The organism is Neisseria sp. HMSC074B07 (assembly GCF_001810355.1).
In the GTDB taxonomy this organism is placed as follows: Bacteria; Pseudomonadota; Gammaproteobacteria; order Burkholderiales; family Neisseriaceae; genus Neisseria.
In genome coordinates this window covers 101289-124889 of the sequence record NZ_KV800981.1, presented here as the reverse complement: position 1 = coordinate 124889, position 23601 = coordinate 101289, and the positions used below count along the sequence as shown (strand labels likewise).

Here is a 23601-nt window from a genome sequence, read left to right as displayed (position 1 = left end):
TCCCCTGCGCGTTTTTACTGATGACACGTTACTCAAAACCGTCTGAAAACAAATGTTTGAACACTACGCTTTCTATCCGTGACAAGCGCGGAAAATGGTTTTATCCGACTGTTATCCAAGTGAGGACGCCTCCTCTTTAATTGAATTCCTTAAACAATTTCTTGCCGCTTCGCAGCCCGATGTCCCCTCCCAAACCGACTTCATCATAACGATGATTATGGTTTGACCGCTGCCTGCGTTACCGAAATTGCACCGATGGGGCTGAATTGCCCAAACTGTTGATTAAAAATAGCTTAGTGTGATGTGGACATCAGGTCGTCTGAAAACGTCTTCTGTCTTCGTTTTCAGACGACCCTTGACCCGCGCGACTCAACATCATGCGCTGTCACAACACGCCCCTTTTTATCGGTATCCATTGCTCAATGATGTTTACCGAAACCGGTTTTATTACAAAAAAACGAAAGGACTACCTCATGTCGGACAATACGCAACCCACGCGGCAGGGCTTGCCCTCGCTGCCGAAAAGCACGATTTGGATGCTCAGTTTCGGTTTTCTCGGCGTTCAGACGGCCTTTACCCTGCAAAGCTCGCAGATGAGCCGCATCTTCCAGACGCTCGGCGCCGACCCGCACAGCCTCGGCTGGTTCTTTATCCTGCCGCCGTTGGCGGGGATGCTGGTGCAGCCGATTGTCGGTTATTACTCCGACCGCACATGGAAGCCGCGCTTGGGCGGCCGCCGTCTACCGTATCTGCTTTACGGCACGCTGATTGCGGTCATTGTGATGATTCTGATGCCGAACTCGGGCAGCTTCGGTTTCGGCTATGCGTCGCTGGCGGCTTTGTCGTTCGGCGCACTGATGATTGCGCTGTTGGACGTGTCGTCGAATATGGCGATGCAGCCGTTTAAAATGATGGTCGGCGACATGGTCAACGAAGAGCAGAAAAGCTACGCCTACGGGATTCAGAGCTTCTTGGCGAATACGGGCGCGGTTGTGGCGGCGGTCTTGCCGTTTGCGTTCGCGTATATCGGTTTGGCGAATACTGCCGAGAAAGGCGTCGTGCCGCAGACCGTGGTTGTGGCGTTTTATGTGGGCGCGGCGTTGCTGGTGATTACCAGTGCGTTCACGATTTTCAAAGTGAAGGAATACGACCCGGAAACCTACGCCCGCTACCACGGCATCGATGTGGCAGCGAATCAGGAAAAAGCCAACTGGTTCGAACTCTTGAAAACCGCGCCTAAGGCGTTTTGGACGGTTACTTTGGTGCAGTTTTTCTGCTGGTTCGCTTTCCAATATATGTGGACTTATTCCGCTGGCGCGATTGCGGAAAACGTTTGGCACACGACCGATGCGTCTTCCGTAGGCTATCAGGAAGCGGGCAACTGGTACGGTGTATTGGCGGCGGTGCAGTCGGTTGCGGCGGTGATTTGTTCGTTTGTATTGGCGAAAATCCCCAACCAATACCATAAGGCGGGTTATTTCAGCTGCCTGGCTTTGGGCGCGCTCGGCTTTTTCTCCGTATTCTTCATCAGCAACCAATACGTGCTGGTGTTGTCTTACATCTTAATCGGTATTGCTTGGGCGGGCATCATCACTTATCCGCTGACGATTGTAACCAACGCCTTGTCGGGCAAGCATATGGGCACTTATTTGGGCTTGTTCAACGGCTCCATCTGTATGCCTCAGATTGTTGCTTCGCTGTTGAGCTTCATGTTGTTCCCGATGATGGGCGGTTTGCAGGCCAATATGTTCTTGGTAGGGGGCGTCGTCCTGCTGCTGGGCGCGTTTTCCGTGTTCCTGATTAAAGAAACACACGGCGGCGTATAATTTTCTTCATTTATCGGCAGGAGGGTCGTCTGAAACTTCTGCCGACGCTTTATTTGATTTAAGTAAGACGAACCGTATTTCAAAACGGTTTGCCATAAAACCATCAAAACAGGAGCTTTACGATGTATACAAGAATCATGGAAGTCAGCCCTTGGACGCTGCGTTCGGCAAAACTGGAAAAAGAACACAAACGGCTGCAAGAGAGCCTGACCAGCTTGGGCAACGGCTATATGGGTATGCGCGGCAGCTTTGAGGAAACCTATTCCGCCGACAGCCACTTGGGCACCTACATCGCCGGCGTGTGGTTCCCCGACAAAACCCGCGTCGGCTGGTGGAAAAACGGCTACCCCAAATATTTCGGCAAAGCCATCAACGCGCTCAATTTCAGTAAAGTCAGAATCTTTGTCGACGGGCAGGAAGTGGACTTGGCGAAAAACGACGTTGCCGGCTTCTCCGTCGAACTCGATATGCAGCACGGCGTGTTGCGCCGCTCGTTCACCGTATTCGGCGTGCGTTTCGATGTGTGCAAATTCCTGTCCGTCGCGCAAAAAGAGCTGGCGGTCATCCGCTGGGAAGCCGTATCCGTCGACGGCAAAACCCACCAAGTCCGCATCGATTCCATCATCGACGCCGACGTGAAAAACGAAGACTCCAACTACGAAGAAAAATTCTGGCAGGTATTGGACAAAGGCGTTTCAGACGACCGCTCCTACATTGCCACCCAAACCGTCGCCAATCCCTTCGGCGTGGAACAATTCATCGTCAACGCCGAGCAAACCTTCGCCGGCAGTTTCAAAGCCCTCGGCGGCAGCCAAACCGACTGGCAGGTCTCCAATTCTTTCGAAGCCGAAGTCGGCAGTACGCCCGAAACCTTTGAAAAACGCGTGATTGTTACCACCAGCCGCGATTATCAGGGCTTGGAAGCCGTGAAAGCCGCAGGTCGTGCCTTGTCGGAAAAAATCGCAGGCGTTGCGTTTGAAACCTTGCTGGACGCGCACAAAGCTGGCTGGCTGCGCCGTTGGGAAATTGCCGACGTGGTCATCGAAGGCAGCGACGAAGCGCAGCAGGGCATCCGCTTCAACCTGTTCCAACTGTTCTCCACCTACTACGGCGAAGACGCGCGCCTGAACATCGGCCCGAAAGGCTTTACCGGCGAAAAATACGGCGGCGCGACCTATTGGGACACCGAAGCCTACGCCGTGCCGCTCTACCTCGCACTGGCGGAACCCGAAGTTACCCGCAACCTGCTGCAATACCGCCGCAACCAACTGCCGCAGGCGCAACACAACGCGTGCGAACAGGGCTTGGCGGGCGCACTCTATCCGATGGTAACGTTTACGGGCATTGAGTGCCACAACGAATGGGAAATCACCTTCGAGGAAATCCACCGTAACGGCGCGATTCCTTACGCCATCTACAACTACACCAACTACACCGGCGACGAAAGCTATCTTGCCAAAGAAGGCTTGGAAGTCTTGGTCGAAGTGTCCCGCTTCTGGGCGGACCGCGTCCACTTCTCCAAACGCAACGGCAAATACATGATTCACGGCGTAACCGGCCCGAACGAATACGAAAACAACATCAACAACAACTGGTACACCAACACCCTCGCCGCATGGGTATTGGACTACACCCGCGAAGCCCTGGCGAAATACCCGCGTCCGGATTTGAACGTGAGTGCCGACGAGCTGGAAAAATGGGCGGACATCAGCGCCAATATGTACCGTCCGCATGACGAAGAACTCGGCGTATTCGTGCAGCACGACGGCTTCCTCGACAAAGATATCCGCCCCGTGTCCGCGCTTTCGCCCGACGATTTGCCGCTCAACCAGAAATGGTCGTGGGACAAAATCCTGCGTTCGCCCTTCATCAAACAGGCGGACGTGTTGCAAGGTATCTACTTCTTCGGCGACCGTTTCAACATGGACGAAAAACGCCGCAACTTCGACTTCTACGAACCGATGACCGTGCATGAAAGCTCGTTGTCGCCGTGTATCCACGCCATCCTTGCCGCCGAACTGGGCAAAGAAGAAAAAGCGGTGGAAATGTACCAGCGCACCGCCCGCCTGGACTTGGACAACTACAACAACGACACCGAAGACGGCCTGCACATCACCTCCATGACCGGCTCGTGGCTCGCCATCGTCCAAGGTTTCGCCCAAATGAAAACCTGGGGCGGCAAACTCAGCTTCGCACCGTTCCTGCCGAGTGCGTGGACAGGCTACGCCTTCCACATCAACTACCGCGGCCGTCTGATTAAAGTCGCCGTCGGCAAAGAAAACGTCGTCTTCACCCTGCTCAAAGGCGAGCCGCTCGATTTGCAGGTGTACGGCAAAGACATCACGCTCAACGGCAGCCACACCGCCGCGTTAAACAAATAAGGAGAATGCAAAATGACTTTTACCGCAGTGCTCTTTGACCTCGACGGCGTCATCACCGACACCGCCGAATACCACTACCGCGCATGGAAAAAGCTCGCCGAAGGGCTGGGCATCAGCATCGACCGCAAGTTTAACGAGCAGCTCAAAGGCGTGTCGCGCGACGATTCGCTCAAACGCATCCTCGCGCACGGCGGCAAAACCGTCGGCGAAGCCGAGTTCGCCGAACTGACCCGCCGCAAAAACGACAACTACTTGGAGATGATTCAGGCGGTCAAACCCGAAGACGTGTACCCCGGCATTTTGCCGCTGCTGGAAGCATTGAAAGCAAACGGCAAAAAAATCGCCCTCGCGTCCGCCAGTAAAAACGGCCCGTTCCTGCTCGAACGCATGGGGCTGACCCACTTCTTCGACGCCGTCGCCGACCCTGCCGCCGTCGCGCATTCCAAACCCGCCCCCGACATCTTCCTCGCCGCCGCCGAGGGCGTGGGCGCGGACATCCGCCGCTGCATCGGCATCGAAGACGCCGCAGCAGGAGTAGCCGCCATCAAAGCCTCCGGCGCCCTGCCCATCGGCGTGGGTAAAGCCGAAGACTTGGGCAGCGACATCGCGCTGGTCTCCGGCACCGCCGAGCTGACCTACGCCTACCTGCAAAACGTGTGGACACAGTCGGGCAGGTAAAGCGCGTCAGGTAAAGTGTTAAGGAAGTAAAAAGGTCGTCTGAAAACAGGATAAAACGTTTTCAGACGACCTTTCGTTTATCTTGCACACAAATAAAATTTGCCGCAACGGCTTCAGAATGTGCGTTCTCCTGTTGGAGCGACCTTTCAGAAGATTTTTTGCGAAACCTAGAAACCTAAATGTAAGCCTGCGGCTTACTGCCCTCTCCCTAACCCTCTCCCACGGGGAGAGGGGACAAATTGGCTGGAAATCCCAAACATGGTTGGGGTTCGGTATCCTCAATCCCCTCTCCCACGGTGAGGATGGACAAAATTGGCTGAAATCCAAAAATGGCTGGAGTTCGGTATCCTCAATCCCCTCTCCCCGTGGGAGAGGGCTAGGGAGAGGGCAGCAAACCGTCAGGTTTGCTTTTTAACAATCCTTGGCTGGATGACCTCAACCCTGACGTTCCAGCATCCCTTGAAACCGCAACAATGCCAGCCATAAGAATCCTACACCGATACAGCCCATGATCAGCATATGTCCCCAGACGATTTCAATCCCCGCGCCGCGGAACAGTATGTCTTGCGAGAATTTCACAAACTGCGTCAGCGGCCAATATTCGCTGATCAGTTGCGCCGCGTGCGGCATGTTGCTGCGAGGGGATGCGCCGCCGGCAAACAGGTTCATCACGATATACACCGGCAGCATCAGCATACCGAACTGCCCCATCGTTGATGCGAACGTGGCAATCATGATGCCCAGCGACGCCACCGAAAACAGGAACAACGCCAGCCCTACCGCATAAAGCGACACCGAGCCGATGAGCGGCACGCCTATGCTCAAATGCACGATAAACCACAGCGACGACAACGCCGCCACCCAAATCACGGCGGCATTTGCCAGCACTTTGCCCATCATCAGTTCGAACGCATTGACCGGCATCACCAGCAAATGCTCGATTGTGCCGCGTTCGCGTTCGCGGATAACCGCCGCCCCCGTCAATAAAATCAGCAACATACACGACATCGAGCCGATTTGCGAAGTCGGCATAAACCACGCGCTCTCGCCGTTGGGATTGTAATAAGTATTGATGACGGGGTTGATTAACTCCGGCCGCGTCACGCCGGTGAATTCGTAAATTTCGCGGTTGATAATTTGCGAAAGATAAGACGCGCCCACCCCCGCCTGCGTCATCGACGTCGCATCAACCAAAAGCTGCAAATCAGGATTGCGCCCCGCCGCCATGTCGCGCTGAAAATTGGGCGGCACTTCCAAAATAAAGGTGAACTCGCCCTTATCCATCAATTCGTCCGAATCCTCGCGCCGCACGTCCTCTACCGGTTTGAAAAACGGATGCTGCACGGCATCGCGGATACGCATGGACAAAACCGAACGGTCTTGGTCGATGATGCCGACGGTGGCGTTTTTCAAATCCGATCCGACCTGTGACATCTGATAAATCGTGGCGGTAAAGATATACCCAATCAGCACCATCAGCACCGGATCAGTCAGCACGCTGCGGAACTCTTTGAGCATCAGGGTCAGAATGTTTTTCAGGGTACGCATGGGGATTCCTGTTGGTAACTTGCCTTCTCAAAGGTCGTCTGAAAAATTGTCCGGCTGTTTTCGGCTTTACAGCCTCGGGTTTCCCATTAAAAGTCCGGCAGCAGGTTCGCCGTGTACACACAATAGAGTCTGCTTTTTCCTAAAAAATCCCGTCGAAACGCAGCAGATAAAGTCAACGCGTATGGAATCGGCTACCACGCTGCTTGGTCAATCCAACTCGTTTAGTCAGACCAACAATGTATAATTATGTTTTTCAAATAAGGTCATTTGGGATCAGCTTTGATTTCAGACGACCTATTTCATCAATCCAATCTAAGGAACTATGATGTCCGTCAAACCTTTACTGCTCTGCCTGCTTCTCACTTCCCCTGCCGCCTTTGCCGGCAATCTGTCCTGCCATGAAAGCTCGAAATCGACGGGCAACCCCGAACTCGATGCCATCGTGACCCGCTACGAATGCCGTTATACCGGTTCGCTGCAACAAGCCTATTCCGCCTTTATGAAGCAAGGTTACAACGGCGAAGCGCCCTACCCTAAAACCGTTCCTTCCACCCTGCCGCGCAAAAACCTGACTCTGAACGGTAAAGAAAAAATGGACTGCGGCAACACGGAAAACGCACAACCCGAAACCTTTGAATGGTCCTTCAAACTGCGCCGTAAAAATCCCAACCATATCGATATGAAATACCAAAGTTTGGATTGCGCTTCAGGCGCTCATACCGATACGGAATTTAACCGCAACGGAAAAACCGTCAAAATTATTCACAAAGTTTACTCTTCATAAGCGGATAACATCCATATCGTGAAATTTGGCGTTTGCCGCATCATGGGTGGGACTACGGATAAACTGATACGAAATGGCAAACCCACTCCGTAGCAGTTTAATCAGGAGTCCCACTTATTCCTCCAGCGCCGCATCCACCGCCGAGAACGCATGGATGGCGGTGCTGTCGAACACGGGCAGCGGGCTGTCGGTTTCGTTCACAAGCAGGCAGATTTCGGTGCAGCCGAGTATCACGCCCTGCGCGCCTTCGTTTTTCAGACGGCCTATCACGTCGTAAAAGTAGCGGGCGGATTCGGGGCGGATGTGGTTCAGGCACAGTTCGTCAAAAATAATGCGGTGGATTTCGTCTTGTTCGGCGGCGGTCGGAGCTATGGTTTTCACGCCCTGCGAACCCATGCGCTCAGTATAAAAACCGTCGCTCATGGTAAAGCGCGTGCCGAGCAGGCCGACGGCGGACAAGCCCTGCCGTTTGATGGCGGCGGCAGTGGCATCGACGACGTGCAGCAAGGGGATGCCGGCCGCCTGTTCGATGGCGGGGGCGACTTTGTGCATGGTGTTGGTGGCGAGCAGCAAAAAATCCGCGCCGCCCGCTTCCAGCTTCCGCGCGCTTTGCGCCAACACGTTTCCTGCCGCCGCCCAATCGCCGCTTTTCTGCAAACGGACGATTTCTTCAAAATCCACGCTGTCGAGCAGGATTTTGGCACTGCGGTTGCCGCCCAAGCGGCGGTTGGTCTCGCGGTTGATGATTTGGTAGTAGAGCACGGTGCTTTCGGGACTCATACCACCGATGATGCCTATGGTTTTCATGTTTTCTCCTGAAATTTAATAAATAAAGTCTGCAAAGCTCAAGACAAGGAAGCACATCCTACGGCTGTTGCGGCATTTCTTTTTCAAAACGGAAGAAATATTCAAACGCTTCATCTTGCCCCTCTGCTTGCGGTCTAGTGGTATCGGGGTGGTGCGGATTGAAAAACTCTACGATTTTAAAGCCGCATTTATTGACGTAGAAATGGATATTGCGCTTCTCAAAATACGGCGTATGCGTTTCCCACACGCGTACTTCGGGGTGCAGCCGCTCTATCGCCCGCCACGCTTTCCCGCCCAAGCTGCTCCCGTGTTTCTGCGGGAACATAAACAGTAAATCCAACGAACCGCACTCCGTTTCGGCATTGACGACAATTACCGCGCCGCCCGCTTTTTCGCCGTCGGCAACAATGTGATAACTCTCTGCTTTGGGTGCATTCATAGATTCTTCGATTTCTTCTCGGCTGATAACTTCTTCTCCGTCGTCCAAATCGTCTGCCACCGCCAATCTGAACGACTGCTGCAAGACGCGGATAAACTCGTCTTTTTCGTGTTCTTGAACGGGGATAAGGGTAATGTCAGTCATCATGTTCTCTTGTATCTAATGTGTGGAGTTAATCAATCCTAGCGCGTCAGCACGAAGCTGTCATCTATCAGCCGCCACACGTTTTCTGCGGGCGTTTGCGCCAATACGATGCTCAACCAATGTTCTTTGTTCATGTGGTAGGCGGGCAAGATGCCTGCCGTCGCGCGCCATGCGCCGATGTGTTCGGGGCGGCATTTGACGTTGACGATTTCCGTCAGACCGCCCTCGCCCATGCCCAGTTTTTCAGACGGCACGGGCATATACAGGCAGAACCATTTGCGGTTGCCCGTGTGGTGGAACACGGCAAAGTCGGGGAATTTCGCCCACGGATATTCTGCCACCGCGCCGTAGCGTTCGGCCAGTCCGTCAAACAGGGTTGTTCGGTTCATGGCGTTTCTTTCTTTAATAGTGGGCTAAGGTTCGGGGTGGACATCCATACGCGCCTGCTGAGTTTTCAGACGACCTCTCACTTCTCCTGCTTCTTCAACAACACACACGCCAGAATCAGGCTGGTGGCGGCAAAGGCGGCGATGGCGGCGTATTCGTGCAGCAGGTTGGCAGTGTGCAGCCCTTTGGTAAAGCTGCCGACGCTGACGGTGTAGTACCACGACGACGGGAAGGTTTTGCCGATAACCAGCGCGCCGCCTTCCATGGTGGACAGCGGGTAGATAAAGCCGGAATAGGTTTGCGCGGGAATCATGGTGATGATGGCGGTGGCGAAAATGGCGGCAAGCTGGGAGCGCACGAAGCAGGAAATCAAAAGCCCCAGCGCGGTGGTGGCGGACACCATCAAGAGTGTGCCGATGGCGAGTCCGATAAACGAGCCTTTGAGCGGCACGCCGAACAGGTAAATAATCATCAGCATCATGGCGGCGAAGTTGACCATGCCGACGGCGATATAGGGAAGCTGTTTACCGATCAGATATTGCGCCACGGCGGCGGGCGATGCGTAGAAATTGGCGATAGAGCCGATTTCGCGTTCGCGCACCACGCCGACCGCCGACATCATGGCGGGTATCATCATCAACACCAGCATCATCACGCCCGGGGCGATGGCGTTGATGCTGTCGAAATCCTGATTGTACATAAAGCGCGGTTCGATGCCGGCGGGGGCTTTGAGCGAAACGGGCAGCCCGCTATCGGCGATGCGGTCTTTGGTGTAGGCGGTGATCAGGCTGCCGATGTAGCCGCGGATGTTGGTGGCGTTAAACGGCATGGAGCCGTCCACATAAAAACCGACTTCGGGTTTGAGCCCGCGCGCCAAATCACGCCCGAAACCGCTCGGAATATCGATGACCAATATGGCGCCGGAGCTTTTGAGCACGGTGTCGATTTCGGCTTCGGACTGTATCGGCGGCTGTTGGAGGAAATAGCGCGAACCGTCGAAATACTCAACCAGCTCGCGGCTGGCGGCGGTTTGGTCGCGGTCATAAACGGCGAATTTCAGATTACGTACGTCAAACGAAATCCCCCACGATACCGACGCCATGATAATCAGCGGACCGAACACGGCAAAAAACAGGCGGATTTTGTCGCGCAGGAGTTCTTTGGCTTCACGGCGGGCAAAGGTCCAAATCATGGAGAAGCGGTATTTGAAGGTTTGGGTGTCGGGCGTTGCGGACGGGGTTTCAGACGGCCTCGGATGGTGTTTTTCAGGGTCGTCTGAAAACTGCGAATGCCCGTTATCCGATGCCACTTCCGCGTGCGTGGCTTGTGCCGAATACCCCACGGTCGGAATTTCCTCCGGTAGGGTGTGTGAACTTGGTTCACGCACGCCGTTTTGAGTTTCAGACGACCCTGTATCTTTTCCTTGAAGGTCGTCTGAAAGCTCAGAATGCCTGTCATCCGATGCCACTTCCGCGTGCGTGGCTTGCGCCACATACCCTACGGTCGGTTCGGACAATTCCGCTTTATTGTTCATAGGTAGCACGCCGTCTGTATTTTGGCGAAACTCGCGTTGATCACTTTCAGAGTGCGCAGCCTCCTGGCGGGATGACCTTTCCCCACCTTCCCCACCTTCTCCTCCTTCCGCTTCAATCAAATACTGCACAAACGCTTCTTCCAAATCCGGCGCATTCTGCCTTGCCGCCAGTTCGGCGGGCGTACCCACCGCCAGCACGCGGCCTTTGTGCATAAAGGAAATGCGGTCGCAGCGGGCGGCTTCGTTCATAAAGTGGGTGGAAACGAAAATGGTGATTTTGTCTTCGCGGGAGAGTTTCAGAAGATGCCGCCAGAACATATCGCGCGCGGCGGGATCGACCCCCGAAGTCGGTTCGTCCAGAATCAATACTTCAGGGTGATGCAAGCAGGCGGCGGCAAGTTGCAGGCGTTGGCGGATGCCCAGCGGCAGCGATGCGGGCGCAGTGTCGGCAACGTCCGCCAAATCAAACTGTTGCAGGGCTTCCTCCACCGCCGCCGCGCCTTTAGCGCCCATCTGGTAAAGTCTGGCGTGCAAATCCAGATTGCGGCGCACGCTCAGTTCTTCATACAGCGAAAACGCCTGCGACATATAGCCGACACGCATTTTCGTGTCCAAGCCGCCCGCGTCTATCGGCTTGCCCAACAGCGTGGCGTCGCCTTCGGTCGCTTCCAACAGGCCGGTCAACATTTTCATGGTGGTGGACTTGCCGCAGCCGTTGCTGCCGAGAAAGCCGAAAATCTCGCCTTTTTGAATGGTAAAGCTGACATGATCCACAGCAGTAAAATCGCCGAAACGCTTGGTCAATCCGTGCGCTTCCATCGCAGGCGGCGCATCGGGGTCGGGGACGAACGGCGTGATCTCCAAACCGCCCGAACCCTGCTGTTTCTCCGGCGGCAGCATTTTGACGTAGGCCTCTTCCAACACATCGGTGCCGTAGTCCGCCAGCACGTCGGCAGTGGGCTTGTTTTCCAGCAGCCTGCCCGCGTCCATCGCCAGCAGCCGCTCGAAACGCTGCGCCTCTTCAATATAGGCGGTCGCCACAATCACGGTCATGCCCGCGTGTTCCCGCCGCAAATCGTCCACCAGCGCCCAAAACTGGAGGCGCGACAAAGGGTCCACGCCCGTGGTCGGTTCGTCCAAAATCAACAAATCCGGGCTGTGCACCAGTGCGCAGCACAAACTCAGCTTCTGCTTCATCCCGCCCGATAGCTTGCCCGCCGCCCTGCCGGAAAACGGCGCAAGGCGGGTCGCCTCCATCAGCCGCGCAATCTGCCGCGTGCGTTCCTGCCCGTCCAAACCAAACAGCCGCGCGTGGAAATCGATATTCTCATACACCGACAAGGTAGGATACAGGTTGCGCCCCAAACCCTGCGGCATAAAGGCGATGCGGTGCGACAAGTCCCGCCGCACGTCCTTGTCCGCCATATCGCCGCCCAACACTTCCACCCGTCCGTCCTGAATCACCTTCACACCCGCCATCAGCGAGAGCAGCGTCGATTTGCCCACGCCGTCCGGCCCGATCAAACCGACCGTCGCGCCTTTCGGAATGTCCAGCGACACATCGTCAAGCGCAAGGGTCTTGCCGTAGCGGTGGGAAAGGTTTTGAATGGAAACGGTGTTCATGAAAACTTCTTTCGGGTCGGACAAGGGATTTTCAGACGGCCTCAAACGGGTACGAGGCCATCTGAAAACAGCTCGCGGGCTTCTTCGGGTTATAACGGATGATTTTGGCTGCGGTCGATTACTCTACCGTGTAACGCAAAATCGTTTTGAGCTTTTCCACGGCGGTGCGGTTCAGGTTGTTAAGATAAATTTCCCGATGGTAATCGCTGTTGCGTTTCAAGCCTTTCTCATTGCAGAAACCGTCCAATTTGGCAAAAGAGGCGGGTTCGTCGTCAAACGCGCCCTGATGCAGGATGCTCACGCATTTGCCTTCGGCCATCCGTTCAAACCGTATTTCGTCGTAAAGCGGATTCGGCTTTTTGACCCTGACCTTTTCCAATGCCGAAGCTACCATTTCTGCAGTAATAAAATCAGGCTGGCCTATCATAATGGTATAAACCAAGTCTTCTTTTACTAAGGTCCCCTGCGTTTTCCGGCGCCAAATCCCTTCCAAAGGATAAACGGTGAAATCATCGATCTCGCAACCGGCCGCCGCTTTCTTGTAATCCATTTTGACGGCGTAAGCCAAGGCATAAAGGGTCGAGACCCGTTCCGAGAAATCGGGAGCATTGGGATTTCCTTCTCCGTCTATCATGATGAAGGGCTGCGCGGGAACCTCCGTCAAAGTCGGAACCGCTTTGATGTTGTAACAAGCCTTTTGGGCTTTTTTCCATTCATATTTCATCTTGATTCACCTCCGTAAGCCAGGCCGCGTTTACTTGATCGGTTTCGGGCATCAGGCCGTTTAAAAAATGTAAAGCCGCCGTTTTTCAGACGGCCTTACTGGCAGGAAATTCGGGGCGTAAAACCAAAATTCGTAACTAAAATAAAATTCCACCACGTCTTTCGGCGAAAAATAACCGAATTCCCGCCCGTTTCCTTCAATTTCGCCGCTTACTGCATAACGCCAAAGCTGTTCCATCTCTTCGGGAATATAAAAATAATCGGGCAGCCGCAGGCCGGTGGCGGCAAATCTCTCCGCCACGCCTGCTTCAGGAAAAGCCTGCATCAAAACACGGATACCTTCATCGCCGATATGCTTGTCCGCCGTCTGGAAAAAACATGCCAAATCCTCATCGGATGCGGACGCTTCGCGGCTGAGAAAGTTAAACTCCTCGTGCCACATCTTTAAAAGCTTGTTCCCGGTCTTGCGCAATAGTTTGCCGTAAGTTTTTTGGTTTGGCGGACACCGTCTTTTTCCTCATGACCGATATGGTAAACCTCAATGTCGCATCCATCTTCCTCTGACAGATAGCGGACTTCATAAGCCTCGCCTGCCTTAGGTGTGAAAGAAGCGGCGACTCGGCAACTATAATGGTGATTTCTCGTTTGAGACGAAAATGCGCCGTCCAAAACCACAGGCTGATCCGCCGATACGACCATCTCGCGATAAGAATCACGGAAAACGAATCCGGTGTCTTTTTCCGTTTTACGGCTCAACTCGGTAGGCGGAATACCTATCGAAATATTCCTAACCTTACGCGGCAATCCGTTGACAAAACGACGGTTTACCGCGTTCCGTTTTGTTCCCTCCCATTTTGCGCAGTCCGTTTCAGGATAGATGCGGATCAAATCCGAACCATATGAACCATACGAGCGGATTTGTGCCTGACTGCCCGGATCAAAAACAACGTTTTTCTTCACAACCTGACTCTGCATCGAGCCACACGCCGACAACAGTAAAATAGAACCCCAAAGTACGACTGATTTCATTATTCTCTCCAAATTTTCAAAATATAGTGGATTAAATTTAAGTCAGGACAAGGCGACGAAGCCGCAGACAGTACAGATAGTACGGCAAGGCGAGGCAACGCCGTACTGGTTTAAAGTTAATCCACTATACAATTGTTGATAAACAAGATTCAAGCGTAGTCGGTTATCCCGAAAAGGTCGTCTGAAAAACCGTCCTACCTGTTTTCAGACGACCTCAATATCGCATATGCAATGACAAATACCGCCTGATTTATCTAAAGGATACAACGAACAAAGGTCGTCTGAAAACCGTTCCTGAAATTGAGGAAACCGATATTTTCAGACGACCTTAACGATATTGGAACCGATACGCTTAACAACGGCTTTTTTCAGTCAAATATCGGATACACGACTTGCCGCGCATTATTCCGCCAACCAAATCAGGCTGACCATGCGGCCGGTTTGTCCGTCGCGGCGGTAAGAGAAGAAAGTGTCGCGTTCCAAGACGGTGCAGTGTGTGCCGCCGTAGATCATGTCCACCCCTTCGCGGCGCAGAACCAAACGCGCCAGTGCGTAGATGTCGGCAAGATATTTACCGCCGCCGATGTCTTCGAATGCGTCCTCAGCTTCAGGCATGGGCGTACAAAATGCGTCGAACACGTCTTGTCCGACTTCAAACGCGTCCGCGCCGATGGCAGGGCCGAGATATGCCATGATTTCGACGGGCGCGACATTCATCGCGGCAATGGTGTTTTGCAGCACGCCGCCCGCCAAACCGCGCCAGCCGGCGTGTGCGGCAGCGACGACCGTACCGGCTTTGTCGCAGAACAAGACAGGCAGGCAGTCGGCAGTCATCGCGGCGCAGGCGGCTTTGCCCGTGTTGTCCACCGAAGCGTCTGCGTCGGGCGTGTTGCCCAATGCGTCGGCAGCGTTGACGACGATGGTGCTGTGGATTTGATTGAGGTAGGCAACAGGCAGCCCAACCTGTTCCTGCACGATTTCACGGTTGCGGCGCACTGCATCAGGATCATCGCCGACGTGCGAACCGAGGTTCAAACTTTGATACACGCCTTGGCTCACGCCGCCGTTGCGGGTGGTAATCAGGGTTTTCACGTTGGCGGGCGCAGGCCAATCGGCAGTCAGGAAATTTTTACCTTGCGGGGTGAGGTTTAAGGTTTCTGTGATGGTTTTCATGTTTTTATCTGAGTAAGGAAAGGTTTGAAAGAATGTGTCTATCGGCTTCGTATTAACGCATCTCTACGACTTCCAATAATTCTGTGTTTTCCAATCGGTAATAAAGGTCATAACCCCGACCATGCTTATCTTCTCCTTGATTGGGCAGGAAACTGATACAGGCAAATTCTTTATTCTCGGAAATATTGAACCAAATAGTATAGTTCCTCAAATCCGATTGATTCTGCAAATAACGATCAAATTCTTTTTTAGCCGCAGCCATTACCAATAACAAACTTCCATCTAATCTAAATAAATAATCAGATTCAAAAGCATCTCTCCAAACTTTTTCCTGATAACTCATGCCGGCACCTAAATCCTCTATCTTAAATTGACCATTCAGTATGGCAAGTAAGCTTTTTCAACCGTATCGCCTGAATATTCCCATCTGCCTTAGAAAGTAATCAAGGTCATTTAAATAATACAATTGCGTATTAACGCATCCCCACTACTTCCAATAATTCCGTATCTTCCAGTCGGAAATAAAAATTATAACCCCGACCATATTTATATAGTCCTCTATAAGGAATTTCAAAAAATATCCCGCCCACCATTTCATCTATTTTAGGTATCAAACTAATGCAGGCAAATTCTCCATTTTCGGAAATATTTAACCAAATAATATAGTTTTTCAGATCCCATTTACCTTGCGAATAACCATCAAATTCTTTTTTTGCAGCAGCAATTGCCAATAAAAAATTCCCGTCAATTTCAGATAAATCGTCTAATCTAAAAGCATCTCGCCAAACTTGCTCCTTATGACTCATCATCATCTCCTAAGTTATTTGTTTTCACGGGCAGTAAAATCATGGAAACGATGGCAGCTTTGGTGGCAAGTCGGTATGTTTTTTCAGACGACAAATTGCCGTAACCCGCCAGCCACTGCATTTCGCCGTCCATTTGTGCAAGATTTACCAAATCTGAAGAAGACATCTTAATCCCTCACATAAACCACTTCGACGTCGTAGTCGTCTTCGTTCCAATCATCATCGTCATCCGTGCCGAGTTTGTCCTGCCATTCTTCTTCGTTGCTCAAAGACGAATCCAACCCCGCTTCAAGGCGCAGGACGGAGAGCAGGTGGTAAATATCGTCGGGAATCGGGGCTTCAAAAGAGACGGTTTCGCCGGTTTTCGGATGGACGAAACTTAAGCGGTAGGCATGCAAAGCCTGACGCGCACCCAGACTTTTAACGGCTTCTTTTACCGGTTCGCTGCACGGATGGCGCAGGTTACCGTAAACAGGGTCGGCGGCAAGCGGGTGGTTGGCTTCGCGCATATGGACGCGGATTTGGTGCGTCCTGCCTGTTTCGAGCGAGCATTCGATGTAGCTGTGGGCAAGATAGCGTTCCAACACTTTGACATGTGTCACGGCAGGTTTGCCGCCGAATTTGACGACCGCCATTTTCAGGCGGTTGTGCGGATCGCGTCCGATTTGGGTTTCGATTTTGCCGTCAAAGGGAACAATGCCGTTGGCGACGGCGCGGTAAATGCGTTTGACCGTGCGTTCTTGAAGTTGCTGCACGAGGGAGTTTTGTGCGGGCAGGGTTTTGGCGACCACCATCAGGCCGCTGGTTTCTTTGTCTAGCCTGTGGACGATGCCCGCGCGCGGAATCTGGCTCAATTCGGGACAATGCGCCAATAAACCGTTGAGCAGCGTCCCCGTCCAGTTGCCTGCGGCGGGATGAACGACCAGTCCGGCAGGTTTGTTGACGACGATGACGGTATCGTCTTCGTACACAATATCCAAATCCATCGCTTCGGGTTTGAACGCGAGATTCTCTTCGCTCGGACGTACCGTTACGCTGATGGATTCCCCGCCTATCATTTTGTCTTTGGGTTGGGCGGGCTTATCGTTTACAATGACCGCGCCTTCTTTAATCCACGATGTCAGGCGGCTGCGCGAATAATCAGGCATGAGCTTTGCCAACACCGCATCCAGCCGCCCGCCCGCAAGCTCCAGCGGAACAGTCAAATTAACACAACTTTCTGCTTCGGGGGCTGACGTAAAGTCTAAATCGTCGCTATAATCGGCTTCATTATCAAAGGAAGTATTCTGCATGAAAAAAATTCTTTTAGTAGTTTCGTTAAGTCTGGCACTGGGTGCCTGTGCAAGCAATAAAGGTACGGTCGATAAAGACGCGCAAATCACACAAGATTGGAACGTGGAAAAACTCTATGCCGAAGCGCATGACGAGTTGAACAGCAGCAATTATACGCGAGCCATCAAGTTATACGAAATTTTAGAATCCCGCTTCCCCAACGGCCGCTACGCGCAACAGGCGCAGCTGGACACCGCATACGCCTATTACAAAGACGACGAGCCTGAAAAAGCCCTCGCCGCCATCGACCGCTTCCAGCGCCATCACCCGCAACATCCGAATATGGATTACGCGCTTTACCTCAAAGGCTTGGTTCTATTCAACGAAGACCAATCCTTCCTCAACAAACTCGCTTCACAAGACTGGTCCGACCGCGACCCTAAAGCCAACCGCAGCGCATACCAAGCGTTTGCCGAATTGGTACAACGCTATCCGGAGAGCAAATACGCCGCCGACGCAACCGAGCGCATGGCGAAACTGGTGGACGCATTGGGCGGTAACGAAATCTCCGTTGCCCGCTACTACATGAAACGCGGCGCCTACCTCGCCGCAGTCAACCGCGCCCAAAAAATCGTCGAGCGTTACCAAAATACCCGCTACGTCGAAGAATCGCTCGCCATGATGGAGCTGGCTTACAAAAAACTGGACAAACCCCAACTCGCCGCCGACACCCGCCGCGTCTTGGAAACCAACTTCCCGCAAAGCCCGTTCCTGCAACACCAATGGCAGCCGAACGACATGCCTTGGTGGCGCTACTGGCGTTAAGACTTGAAGTTTAAAGCATAGTGATACCGTATCGCCCTATGCTTTTCTGAAACCAAAGGTCGTCTGAAACTGAAAAATACAGTTTTAGACGACCTTTTTATGTTTCAAACAATCATTATTCGTGGGCAAAGCCCACGCTACCTTCCTGGTTATGATGGTTTTGGAGATCATTCATTGTATTATTTTGAACATACGAAAACCGGTTTGTTTTTTTTGATAGCAAACCAAAGCAAAGATAAGGTCATTCATAGTAATATTGATAATATGTGCTTTGACATTTAGATGAAGAGAAAGACGACTATGAAAATCTCAATAGATACAAGCAATCTAGATCAGTTTAAATTCTTGCTTAATACCTTGCTCCCAGGGAGAGTAACATCTCTATTGCAAAAGAAAGCAAATATTGACGATATAGAATATTTAATGTTTGGACCAAAGAGTATTGAACTTTTAAAATTGATTCCTATTGAATCCATATACTCAGATATTATTCACCAAGGCACGGAAATCGAAGATATAGCAAGTTTATTTCCTGATAAATTAGATGATTATTTGGAATCTATACAAAAAACAATATTAAATAACTATCAATCTATATCTCTATCCAAACAAGACCCAATTAACATTACCTTGTTGTTTGATAAGACTGAATATTTGGTTAAATGAATCATAGTAATCATATGGTAGCCGTAGCGTGGGCTTCGCCCACGAATCCCCAAACTAAAAAAGTCGTCTGAAACCCAACTTTCAGACGACCTTTTTATGTTTCAAGCAATCGTTATTCGTGGGCAAAGCCCACGCTACCGCTCCTACATCGCCTGACCGACTGCGACATTTCAAAAAATATAACGAATGCAAACAAAAGCCTCTATACCTCCATTCTCCGACCAAAGCTACAACCCGTAGCGTGGGATTCGCCCACGAATTCCAAAAATACAAAAAGGTCGTCTGAAACACAAACCTAGTTTTTCAGACGACCTCTCCACGACCTCACTCACTTCGGCAAATTTCAACGCAAACTTTACCAATCCAACCCATAATTACCTCCACCCGCGCAGGCAGGAATCCATCGGAAACCCTAAGAAACAGATATTCAAAAACAGTTGCCGAAATTCAAAAGTAGATTCCCGCCTGCGCGGGAATAATGGCAAACAAATATCCCGTCGGATACAGTTATCCCAACCTACACCGACAACCCAAAATCGTCTGAAATCCACCGTAGCGTGGGCTTTGCCCACGAACCCCACAAATATAGTGGCTTAACTTTAAACCAGTACGGCGTTGCCTTGCCTTGCTGTACTATCTGTACTGTCTGCGGCTTCGTTGCCTTGTCCTGATTTAAATTTAATCCACTATACAAAAAGGTCGTCTGAAACCCAACTTTCAGACGACCTTCTTTCTAATCCCATCTACTTCATCGCAGCCTTCAACGCAAACGCTGCCAGCAGTGCGCCGAAGCGGTATTTGCGCGGAATGGCGAGCCCTGCCGTTTTATACAGCAGGTTTGTCTGCGTCAGCTCGTTGCCCAAATCCAGCAGCTTCATCAGCGTGTCCGACTTGCGCTCTTCCTGTTCCTTCAATTTACGCTGTTTCAAATACGATGCCTCAATCCTCAGGCGGACGAGTTTGGCTTCCAGTTGCAGCAGTTCGCGTGCTTCATCGCGTTCCGTTTTATTCATCGTCCCCTCCTTCCTGCATATCTTGACCGCGCAGGCAGGCGATGTCTGCCCGGATGTCCTGCAAGGTTGCCGCGATTTGGTTGTTTTGGCTGCGCCAATCTTTTGACACTTTACCGAACAAAATTGCAATGACAATTAGGCTGAGGGCGGTTATCCCGAAAAATACCCATATCGCCGCGGTATCCGACAACGCGCGGTTTAGCCCGAACAATAGGCTGATGAATGCAATCAGCAGCAATATGCCCGATACGACCAGCCATATGATGATGCGGAACACGTTTTCCGCCTGCTCCGCCAAATCCAGATTCAAAATCTGCAACCGCAGCAAAAGCAAATCAATACCTTGATTCAGCAGCGTTTTCGTATGTTCGATATTTTGTCTGATACCCATATTCCGATTTCCCTGATTGCTCCGAAACGGACAATCCGAAGGCTTTTGGGTCGTCTGAAACCTTTGCCGACCCGCATAAGCAAACGCCGCCGGAACAAGATTTCGGAAAATCGTGTCCGGACGGCATTCATGTTTGACCGATTATCGGCGGTTCAGCAATACGCCGACGACCAAGCCTGCCAATGCGGCAAAGCCCATTGCGTAATATGGTTTGTCGTGTACGGCTGCATCAGCTTGGCGCGCGCCGCGTTTGATGCGGTCGCCCGCTTCTTCTCCAAACTCGGCAAAGCGTTTTTTGCCTTCTTGGAAACGCTCTTCTGCCAATTCTTCAAATTCGTCGTATTTTTCGCGTGCGCGGTCGGCATGATGTCTAATGCGCTCGCCCGCTTCGTCTTCAAAACGATATAAACGCTCTTTGGCGGCTTCGAGTTTTTCCTGCAATTTGGCTTTGGCTTTTTTACCTTCTTCCGAGCCGGCTTCCACGCCTTTGGTGTACAGTTCTTCGACATCGTTCATTACATCTTGAATGTCTTTCAACAAAGCTTCTTTGCGGGATTCAAAATCATGTTTTTTCATTACCTTCTCCTTGATGTCCTTACCGTTGAAATAACAGATTGTTCATCTGTTAATCGATTATAACCCTTTTACACTTCTGCTCAAGTCAATTCGGCTAAAGGTGGTTTGAAAACATGTAAAGATTAACGCGGGAGATAAAAGGTCGTCTGAAAACTTTCAGACGACCTTTGGGCCCCTTTAAAACTTTTCCGTCATGTAAACTGCTTCTTGGAGGAAGGGCTCCGTCCAAACAGCCTACCACTTTATTCTCAAGGCAACGGAGGCATTGCGCGGTTTGCCGTAAAAATTGCTGCGGGAGTTGGTGTAATAGCGTTTATTGGTCAGGTTACCGACGTTGACCGCCAGTGCGGCGTGTTTGTTGATTTTATAGCGCGCCATGACGTTCCATATCGAATAGGAAGGCTGCCACAGTGCTTTGGGTTTGTCGGAAACGTAATATTGCCCGTTGGAAAGACCATGCCCCCAAGGTTTGGGCTTGGTACCACTGACCCAGCGCATCCCCACCCCCATCGTCAGCTTGGGGGTAAAGTCGTAGCTGGTGAAGAATTTGAAGGTTTTATCCGGCGCGGTATAGGTGCCGCCGTACTCCAGATTCATGTCGTCCCCCAAGTCGTTGGAGGAGTTGGGCGCATCGTAAGGTTTGTCTATCTTCAGTTTGACAAAGCCCGCCTGCATCCGCCATTTCGGGGTAATCTGTCCGGCAAGGTTGATGTCGAACCCCCTGCTGGTATAGCCCTTACCCGTACCGTATTCCCAATCGCCTTGGAAGCACCACGGTTCGTTGCCGTTTTCCCCGCCGTATTTCCATTCGTAACAACGCGAGCCTGTAGGTTCGAGCGTGGGGTAATTTTTCTGAGTCATGGTGAAGTAAGACAGGGCGAAATTCAGCTTGTCGTTCCACAAGCCGCCTTTGATGCCGACTTCTTTGGAATTGCCGGTAATCGGCGGCAGCCATCCGCCGCCCTCGCCATAGGCCGGCCGATTCCTTAAAACATTGTTGGTTTTCAGGATGCCGGTATAGCTGGCGTAGGCATTGATGGTCGGCGTCAGCTCTACAATCACGCCGCCGTACGGGACGAATTTGCGCACCGTATCGTGATACATCCTGCTTTTATTGTGATCGGGGGCGTACCCTTCGTCGGGCATTTCGACCGTATCGTCCGTTATCACGTTGTTTTTGTTTTTATAAAACGACCATTTCCCGCCCCCTTTGTCCCGCCATGTCAGCCAACGCCCGCCTATCACCGCCGTCAGCCACTTGGCCGGCTTGAGTTTCAGGGCAAAATAGGGACCGTATTGTTCCGAAGCCAAATGATCACGGGAAATCAACCCGTCCGGTCCCAATTTTTTCTCCCAAGCCCGGTTGTACCCCAACATGGGATAGCTGCCGTTATTCCAGTAATCAAGCGGAATCGCCTGCCATAAATAGAAGTTACGGTCTATCGGTTCCCCCGTCATGGCCGCAATACCTGTAGGCTTGGCATCATCGACATTCAATTCGCCGCTGCTGCTGAAATTATAATCGTCCCTCGTCTGGGTATGGCGGATGCCGCTAAAACCGACAATAAACTGCTGGTCCTGGTCAAAAAGTTTGAAACGGCTGTCCAGATGGATATCGAACGCCTTGTCGTCGTATTTGTCGCGTTCGCGGCCGAAATCGTAAGTTGCCGCGTTAAATTGCGGCGCGTAGCCGTTTACCCCCATATCGCCGTAACGCAGGTCGCTTTTGGTGCGGCTGCGGGTATAGGCGGTTTGCAGCTTGATATGGTCGTTGAAATGATGTTTGTATTCGGCAAACATATTGTCGCTGGTGGCTTTGTTAAACGCCCATTCCGCCCCGTTGTTGAAGCTCGGCGGAACGTCTCGGGCATCTATCCAATGCGTCGGGGAATCCCCCAATTCGAAATCATAGTCCTGGGTAACTTTCGAATAACGCATCAACCCCTTGGTCGGCGCGCCGGTGATGTTGCGGTACTGACGGCTGAAGCCCAGCGTAAAGCTGTCTTTGTCGGTTGGCGTCCAATCGAATACAGTGTATAAGGCATGGGATTTGCGTTTGATTCTGTCCATAAAGCTGTCGCCGTCCTCCCATGTTCCGACGATGCGGCCACGCAGGGTTTGGGATTTGTTCAACGCACCGCCGTAATCGAATTCGACACGTTTGTTGTTCCAAGAACCGTATTTCAGGTTCAATTCCCCCGCACTTTTCGCTATTGGGCGTTTGCGCACAAAATTGACGCTGGCCGCCGGATCACCCACTCCGGTGCTCAGCCCGTTCGAACCACGGATGATTTCCACCCTGTCGTAAAGATAGCTGTCCTGTGCGGCAATAAAGCGCGGTCCGCCAAGCAGGTATTTATTGGCCAGCACACCGTCAAGCTGGTAATTGTCGACGGGAAAGCCGCGCGAATAATACTGGGCTTCGCCCATGCCGGTAACGGAGTCCTGCAAGACGGTAATACCCGGCGTTTCTTCCAGCACCTGATCAAGATTCTGCAAATTCTGATCCTGCATCTGCTGCTGGGTGAAAACGGTTACACTTTGCGGGGTTTCTTTGAGTTTCAAGTCAAGTTTGGTGGCCGAGGTGCTGCCTTTGACGGTGTAGTTGCCATTACTCTGGGCGGGTGTATTTCTTGCCCCCTTTACGGTAATTTCGTTCAGATTGACTTTATCGGGTACAGTTTGAGCATATGCGGATGAAAATGCAAAAGCGATGACGATACTCAAACAGTTAGGCTGCCACAGGCTGTTCATAACTGCTCCTTAATGGGAAATGAATTCAGATATGAGTAAGGTCGTCTGAAAAAGTAAGATAGGAAGATGTTGATATGATTGATTTGTTTTTGAGAATGATTATATATTGAATAAAAATTAAAGATAACACTGCAAAGTATAGAATATCCGACAATTTATGTAGCTTATGCGACAATCTGTACGATATAGTGGATTATAGTGGATTAACTTTAAACCAGTACG

Annotated in this window: 24 protein-coding genes and 2 pseudogenes; 8 read left to right on the top strand and 18 right to left on the bottom strand. The window is 51.9% G+C overall.

The window, feature by feature from the left end; genetic code table 11:
• Window positions 1-473: 473 nt before the first annotated feature.
• From HMPREF2726_RS11730 to pgmB, 3 genes are all read left to right on the top strand, one after another.
• Window positions 474-1826: an SLC45 family MFS transporter gene (locus HMPREF2726_RS11730; protein WP_070603459.1), complete on the top strand. Its 1353-nt coding sequence runs from the start codon at window positions 474-476 to the stop codon at window positions 1824-1826.
• A 122-nt stretch (window positions 1827-1948) separates the two neighbouring features.
• Window positions 1949-4207, top strand: coding sequence for a glycoside hydrolase family 65 protein (locus HMPREF2726_RS11725; RefSeq protein ID WP_070603457.1), 2259 nt, complete (start codon window positions 1949-1951; stop codon window positions 4205-4207).
• Window positions 4208-4219: 12 nt separating this feature from the next.
• Window positions 4220-4885 carry a beta-phosphoglucomutase gene (gene pgmB / locus HMPREF2726_RS11720; RefSeq protein WP_070603455.1) on the top strand — a complete coding sequence of 222 codons (666 nt, stop codon included), beginning with the start codon at window positions 4220-4222 and terminating at the stop codon, window positions 4883-4885.
• Window positions 4886-5320: 435 nt separating this feature from the next.
• Here pgmB and HMPREF2726_RS11715 read toward each other — a convergent pair whose 3' ends face one another.
• The gene (locus tag HMPREF2726_RS11715; RefSeq protein WP_070603453.1) at window positions 5321-6433 is read right to left on the bottom strand and encodes an ABC transporter permease; all 1113 of its coding nucleotides are present in this window, start codon (window positions 6431-6433) and stop codon (window positions 5321-5323) included.
• Between the two features lie 325 nt (window positions 6434-6758).
• Between HMPREF2726_RS11715 and HMPREF2726_RS11710 the strand changes: the two genes are divergently transcribed.
• Window positions 6759-7217 (top strand): phage tail protein, encoded by a 459-nt coding sequence (locus HMPREF2726_RS11710; RefSeq protein WP_070603452.1) that lies wholly within the window; start codon window positions 6759-6761, stop codon window positions 7215-7217.
• 114 nt (window positions 7218-7331) lie between these two features.
• Here HMPREF2726_RS11710 and HMPREF2726_RS11705 read toward each other — a convergent pair whose 3' ends face one another.
• From HMPREF2726_RS11705 to HMPREF2726_RS11675, 7 genes are all read right to left on the bottom strand, one after another.
• Window positions 7332-8024: an aspartate/glutamate racemase family protein gene (locus HMPREF2726_RS11705; RefSeq protein WP_070603449.1), complete on the bottom strand. Its 693-nt coding sequence runs from the start codon at window positions 8022-8024 to the stop codon at window positions 7332-7334.
• 58 nt (window positions 8025-8082) lie between these two features.
• Window positions 8083-8610: a hypothetical protein gene (locus tag HMPREF2726_RS11700; protein WP_049249513.1), complete on the bottom strand. Its 528-nt coding sequence runs from the start codon at window positions 8608-8610 to the stop codon at window positions 8083-8085.
• Window positions 8611-8645: 35 nt separating this feature from the next.
• Window positions 8646-8996 carry an MmcQ/YjbR family DNA-binding protein gene (locus tag HMPREF2726_RS11695; protein ID WP_070603446.1) on the bottom strand — a complete coding sequence of 117 codons (351 nt, stop codon included), beginning with the start codon at window positions 8994-8996 and terminating at the stop codon, window positions 8646-8648.
• A gap of 77 nt (window positions 8997-9073) precedes the next feature.
• Window positions 9074-12151: an ABC transporter ATP-binding protein/permease gene (locus HMPREF2726_RS11690; protein ID WP_070603444.1), complete on the bottom strand. Its 3078-nt coding sequence runs from the start codon at window positions 12149-12151 to the stop codon at window positions 9074-9076.
• Window positions 12152-12269: 118 nt separating this feature from the next.
• Complete coding sequence (locus tag HMPREF2726_RS11685; RefSeq protein ID WP_009312029.1) at window positions 12270-12875, bottom strand: GyrI-like domain-containing protein; 606 nt, start codon at window positions 12873-12875, stop codon at window positions 12270-12272.
• Between the two features lie 60 nt (window positions 12876-12935).
• On the bottom strand, window positions 12936-13316 hold the full coding sequence (locus HMPREF2726_RS11680) for a hypothetical protein (protein WP_009312030.1): 381 nt from the start codon (window positions 13314-13316) through the stop codon (window positions 12936-12938).
• Window positions 13317-13318: 2 nt separating this feature from the next.
• Window positions 13319-13903 carry a hypothetical protein gene (locus tag HMPREF2726_RS11675; protein ID WP_009312031.1) on the bottom strand — a complete coding sequence of 195 codons (585 nt, stop codon included), beginning with the start codon at window positions 13901-13903 and terminating at the stop codon, window positions 13319-13321.
• 4 nt (window positions 13904-13907) lie between these two features.
• Here HMPREF2726_RS11675 and HMPREF2726_RS14540 point away from each other — a divergent pair.
• Window positions 13908-14039 (top strand): annotated as a pseudogene (locus HMPREF2726_RS14540) (IS5/IS1182 family transposase); the annotation flags it as partial.
• Between the two features lie 266 nt (window positions 14040-14305).
• On the opposite strand, the gene pgeF reads toward HMPREF2726_RS14540, so the two are convergent.
• The 5 genes from pgeF to rluD form a co-directional block, all read right to left on the bottom strand.
• Window positions 14306-15076 carry a peptidoglycan editing factor PgeF gene (pgeF, locus tag HMPREF2726_RS11670; RefSeq protein ID WP_009312032.1) on the bottom strand — a complete coding sequence of 257 codons (771 nt, stop codon included), beginning with the start codon at window positions 15074-15076 and terminating at the stop codon, window positions 14306-14308.
• Window positions 15077-15128: 52 nt separating this feature from the next.
• Window positions 15129-15419, bottom strand: a complete 291-nt coding sequence (locus tag HMPREF2726_RS11665; RefSeq protein WP_003755517.1) for a hypothetical protein — start codon at window positions 15417-15419, stop codon at window positions 15129-15131.
• Between the two features lie 130 nt (window positions 15420-15549).
• Window positions 15550-15888 carry a hypothetical protein gene (locus tag HMPREF2726_RS11660; protein WP_246827894.1) on the bottom strand — a complete coding sequence of 113 codons (339 nt, stop codon included), beginning with the start codon at window positions 15886-15888 and terminating at the stop codon, window positions 15550-15552.
• A complete protein-coding gene (locus HMPREF2726_RS14200) occupies window positions 15872-16048 on the bottom strand; it encodes a hypothetical protein (RefSeq protein ID WP_009312034.1) in 177 nt (58 codons plus the stop codon). The genes HMPREF2726_RS11660 and HMPREF2726_RS14200 overlap by 17 nt, the downstream gene beginning before the upstream one ends.
• Before the next feature lies 1 nt (window position 16049).
• Window positions 16050-17174: a 23S rRNA pseudouridine(1911/1915/1917) synthase RluD gene (gene rluD / locus HMPREF2726_RS11655; RefSeq protein ID WP_036529295.1), complete on the bottom strand. Its 1125-nt coding sequence runs from the start codon at window positions 17172-17174 to the stop codon at window positions 16050-16052.
• On the opposite strand from rluD, the gene HMPREF2726_RS11650 reads away from it, so the two are divergent.
• From HMPREF2726_RS11650 to HMPREF2726_RS11640, 3 genes are all read left to right on the top strand, one after another.
• Window positions 17173-17979 carry an outer membrane protein assembly factor BamD gene (locus HMPREF2726_RS11650; RefSeq protein WP_003755523.1) on the top strand — a complete coding sequence of 269 codons (807 nt, stop codon included), beginning with the start codon at window positions 17173-17175 and terminating at the stop codon, window positions 17977-17979. The genes rluD and HMPREF2726_RS11650 overlap by 2 nt on opposite strands.
• 99 nt (window positions 17980-18078) lie before the next feature.
• Window positions 18079-18261: a hypothetical protein gene (locus tag HMPREF2726_RS14535; RefSeq protein WP_036529298.1), complete on the top strand. Its 183-nt coding sequence runs from the start codon at window positions 18079-18081 to the stop codon at window positions 18259-18261.
• Between the two features lie 18 nt (window positions 18262-18279).
• On the top strand, window positions 18280-18645 hold the full coding sequence (locus HMPREF2726_RS11640) for a DUF3969 family protein (protein ID WP_070603440.1): 366 nt from the start codon (window positions 18280-18282) through the stop codon (window positions 18643-18645).
• A gap of 580 nt (window positions 18646-19225) precedes the next feature.
• On the opposite strand, the pseudogene HMPREF2726_RS14530 reads toward HMPREF2726_RS11640, so the two are convergent.
• From HMPREF2726_RS14530 to HMPREF2726_RS11620, 5 genes and pseudogenes are all read right to left on the bottom strand, one after another.
• A pseudogene (locus tag HMPREF2726_RS14530) lies at window positions 19226-19336 on the bottom strand (IS5/IS1182 family transposase); the annotation flags it as partial.
• Between the two features lie 52 nt (window positions 19337-19388).
• A complete protein-coding gene (locus HMPREF2726_RS11635) occupies window positions 19389-19658 on the bottom strand; it encodes a hypothetical protein (RefSeq protein WP_009312037.1) in 270 nt (89 codons plus the stop codon).
• A complete protein-coding gene (locus HMPREF2726_RS11630; RefSeq protein ID WP_009312038.1) occupies window positions 19651-20049 on the bottom strand; it encodes a phage holin family protein in 399 nt (132 codons plus the stop codon). Before HMPREF2726_RS11630 ends, HMPREF2726_RS11635 begins: the two co-directional genes overlap by 8 nt.
• 141 nt (window positions 20050-20190) lie before the next feature.
• On the bottom strand, window positions 20191-20625 hold the full coding sequence (locus HMPREF2726_RS11625; protein WP_009312039.1) for an ElaB/YgaM/YqjD family protein: 435 nt from the start codon (window positions 20623-20625) through the stop codon (window positions 20191-20193).
• 234 nt (window positions 20626-20859) lie between these two features.
• A complete protein-coding gene (locus HMPREF2726_RS11620; protein WP_009312040.1) occupies window positions 20860-23379 on the bottom strand; it encodes a TonB-dependent siderophore receptor in 2520 nt (839 codons plus the stop codon).
• Window positions 23380-23601: the final 222 nt, after the last annotated feature.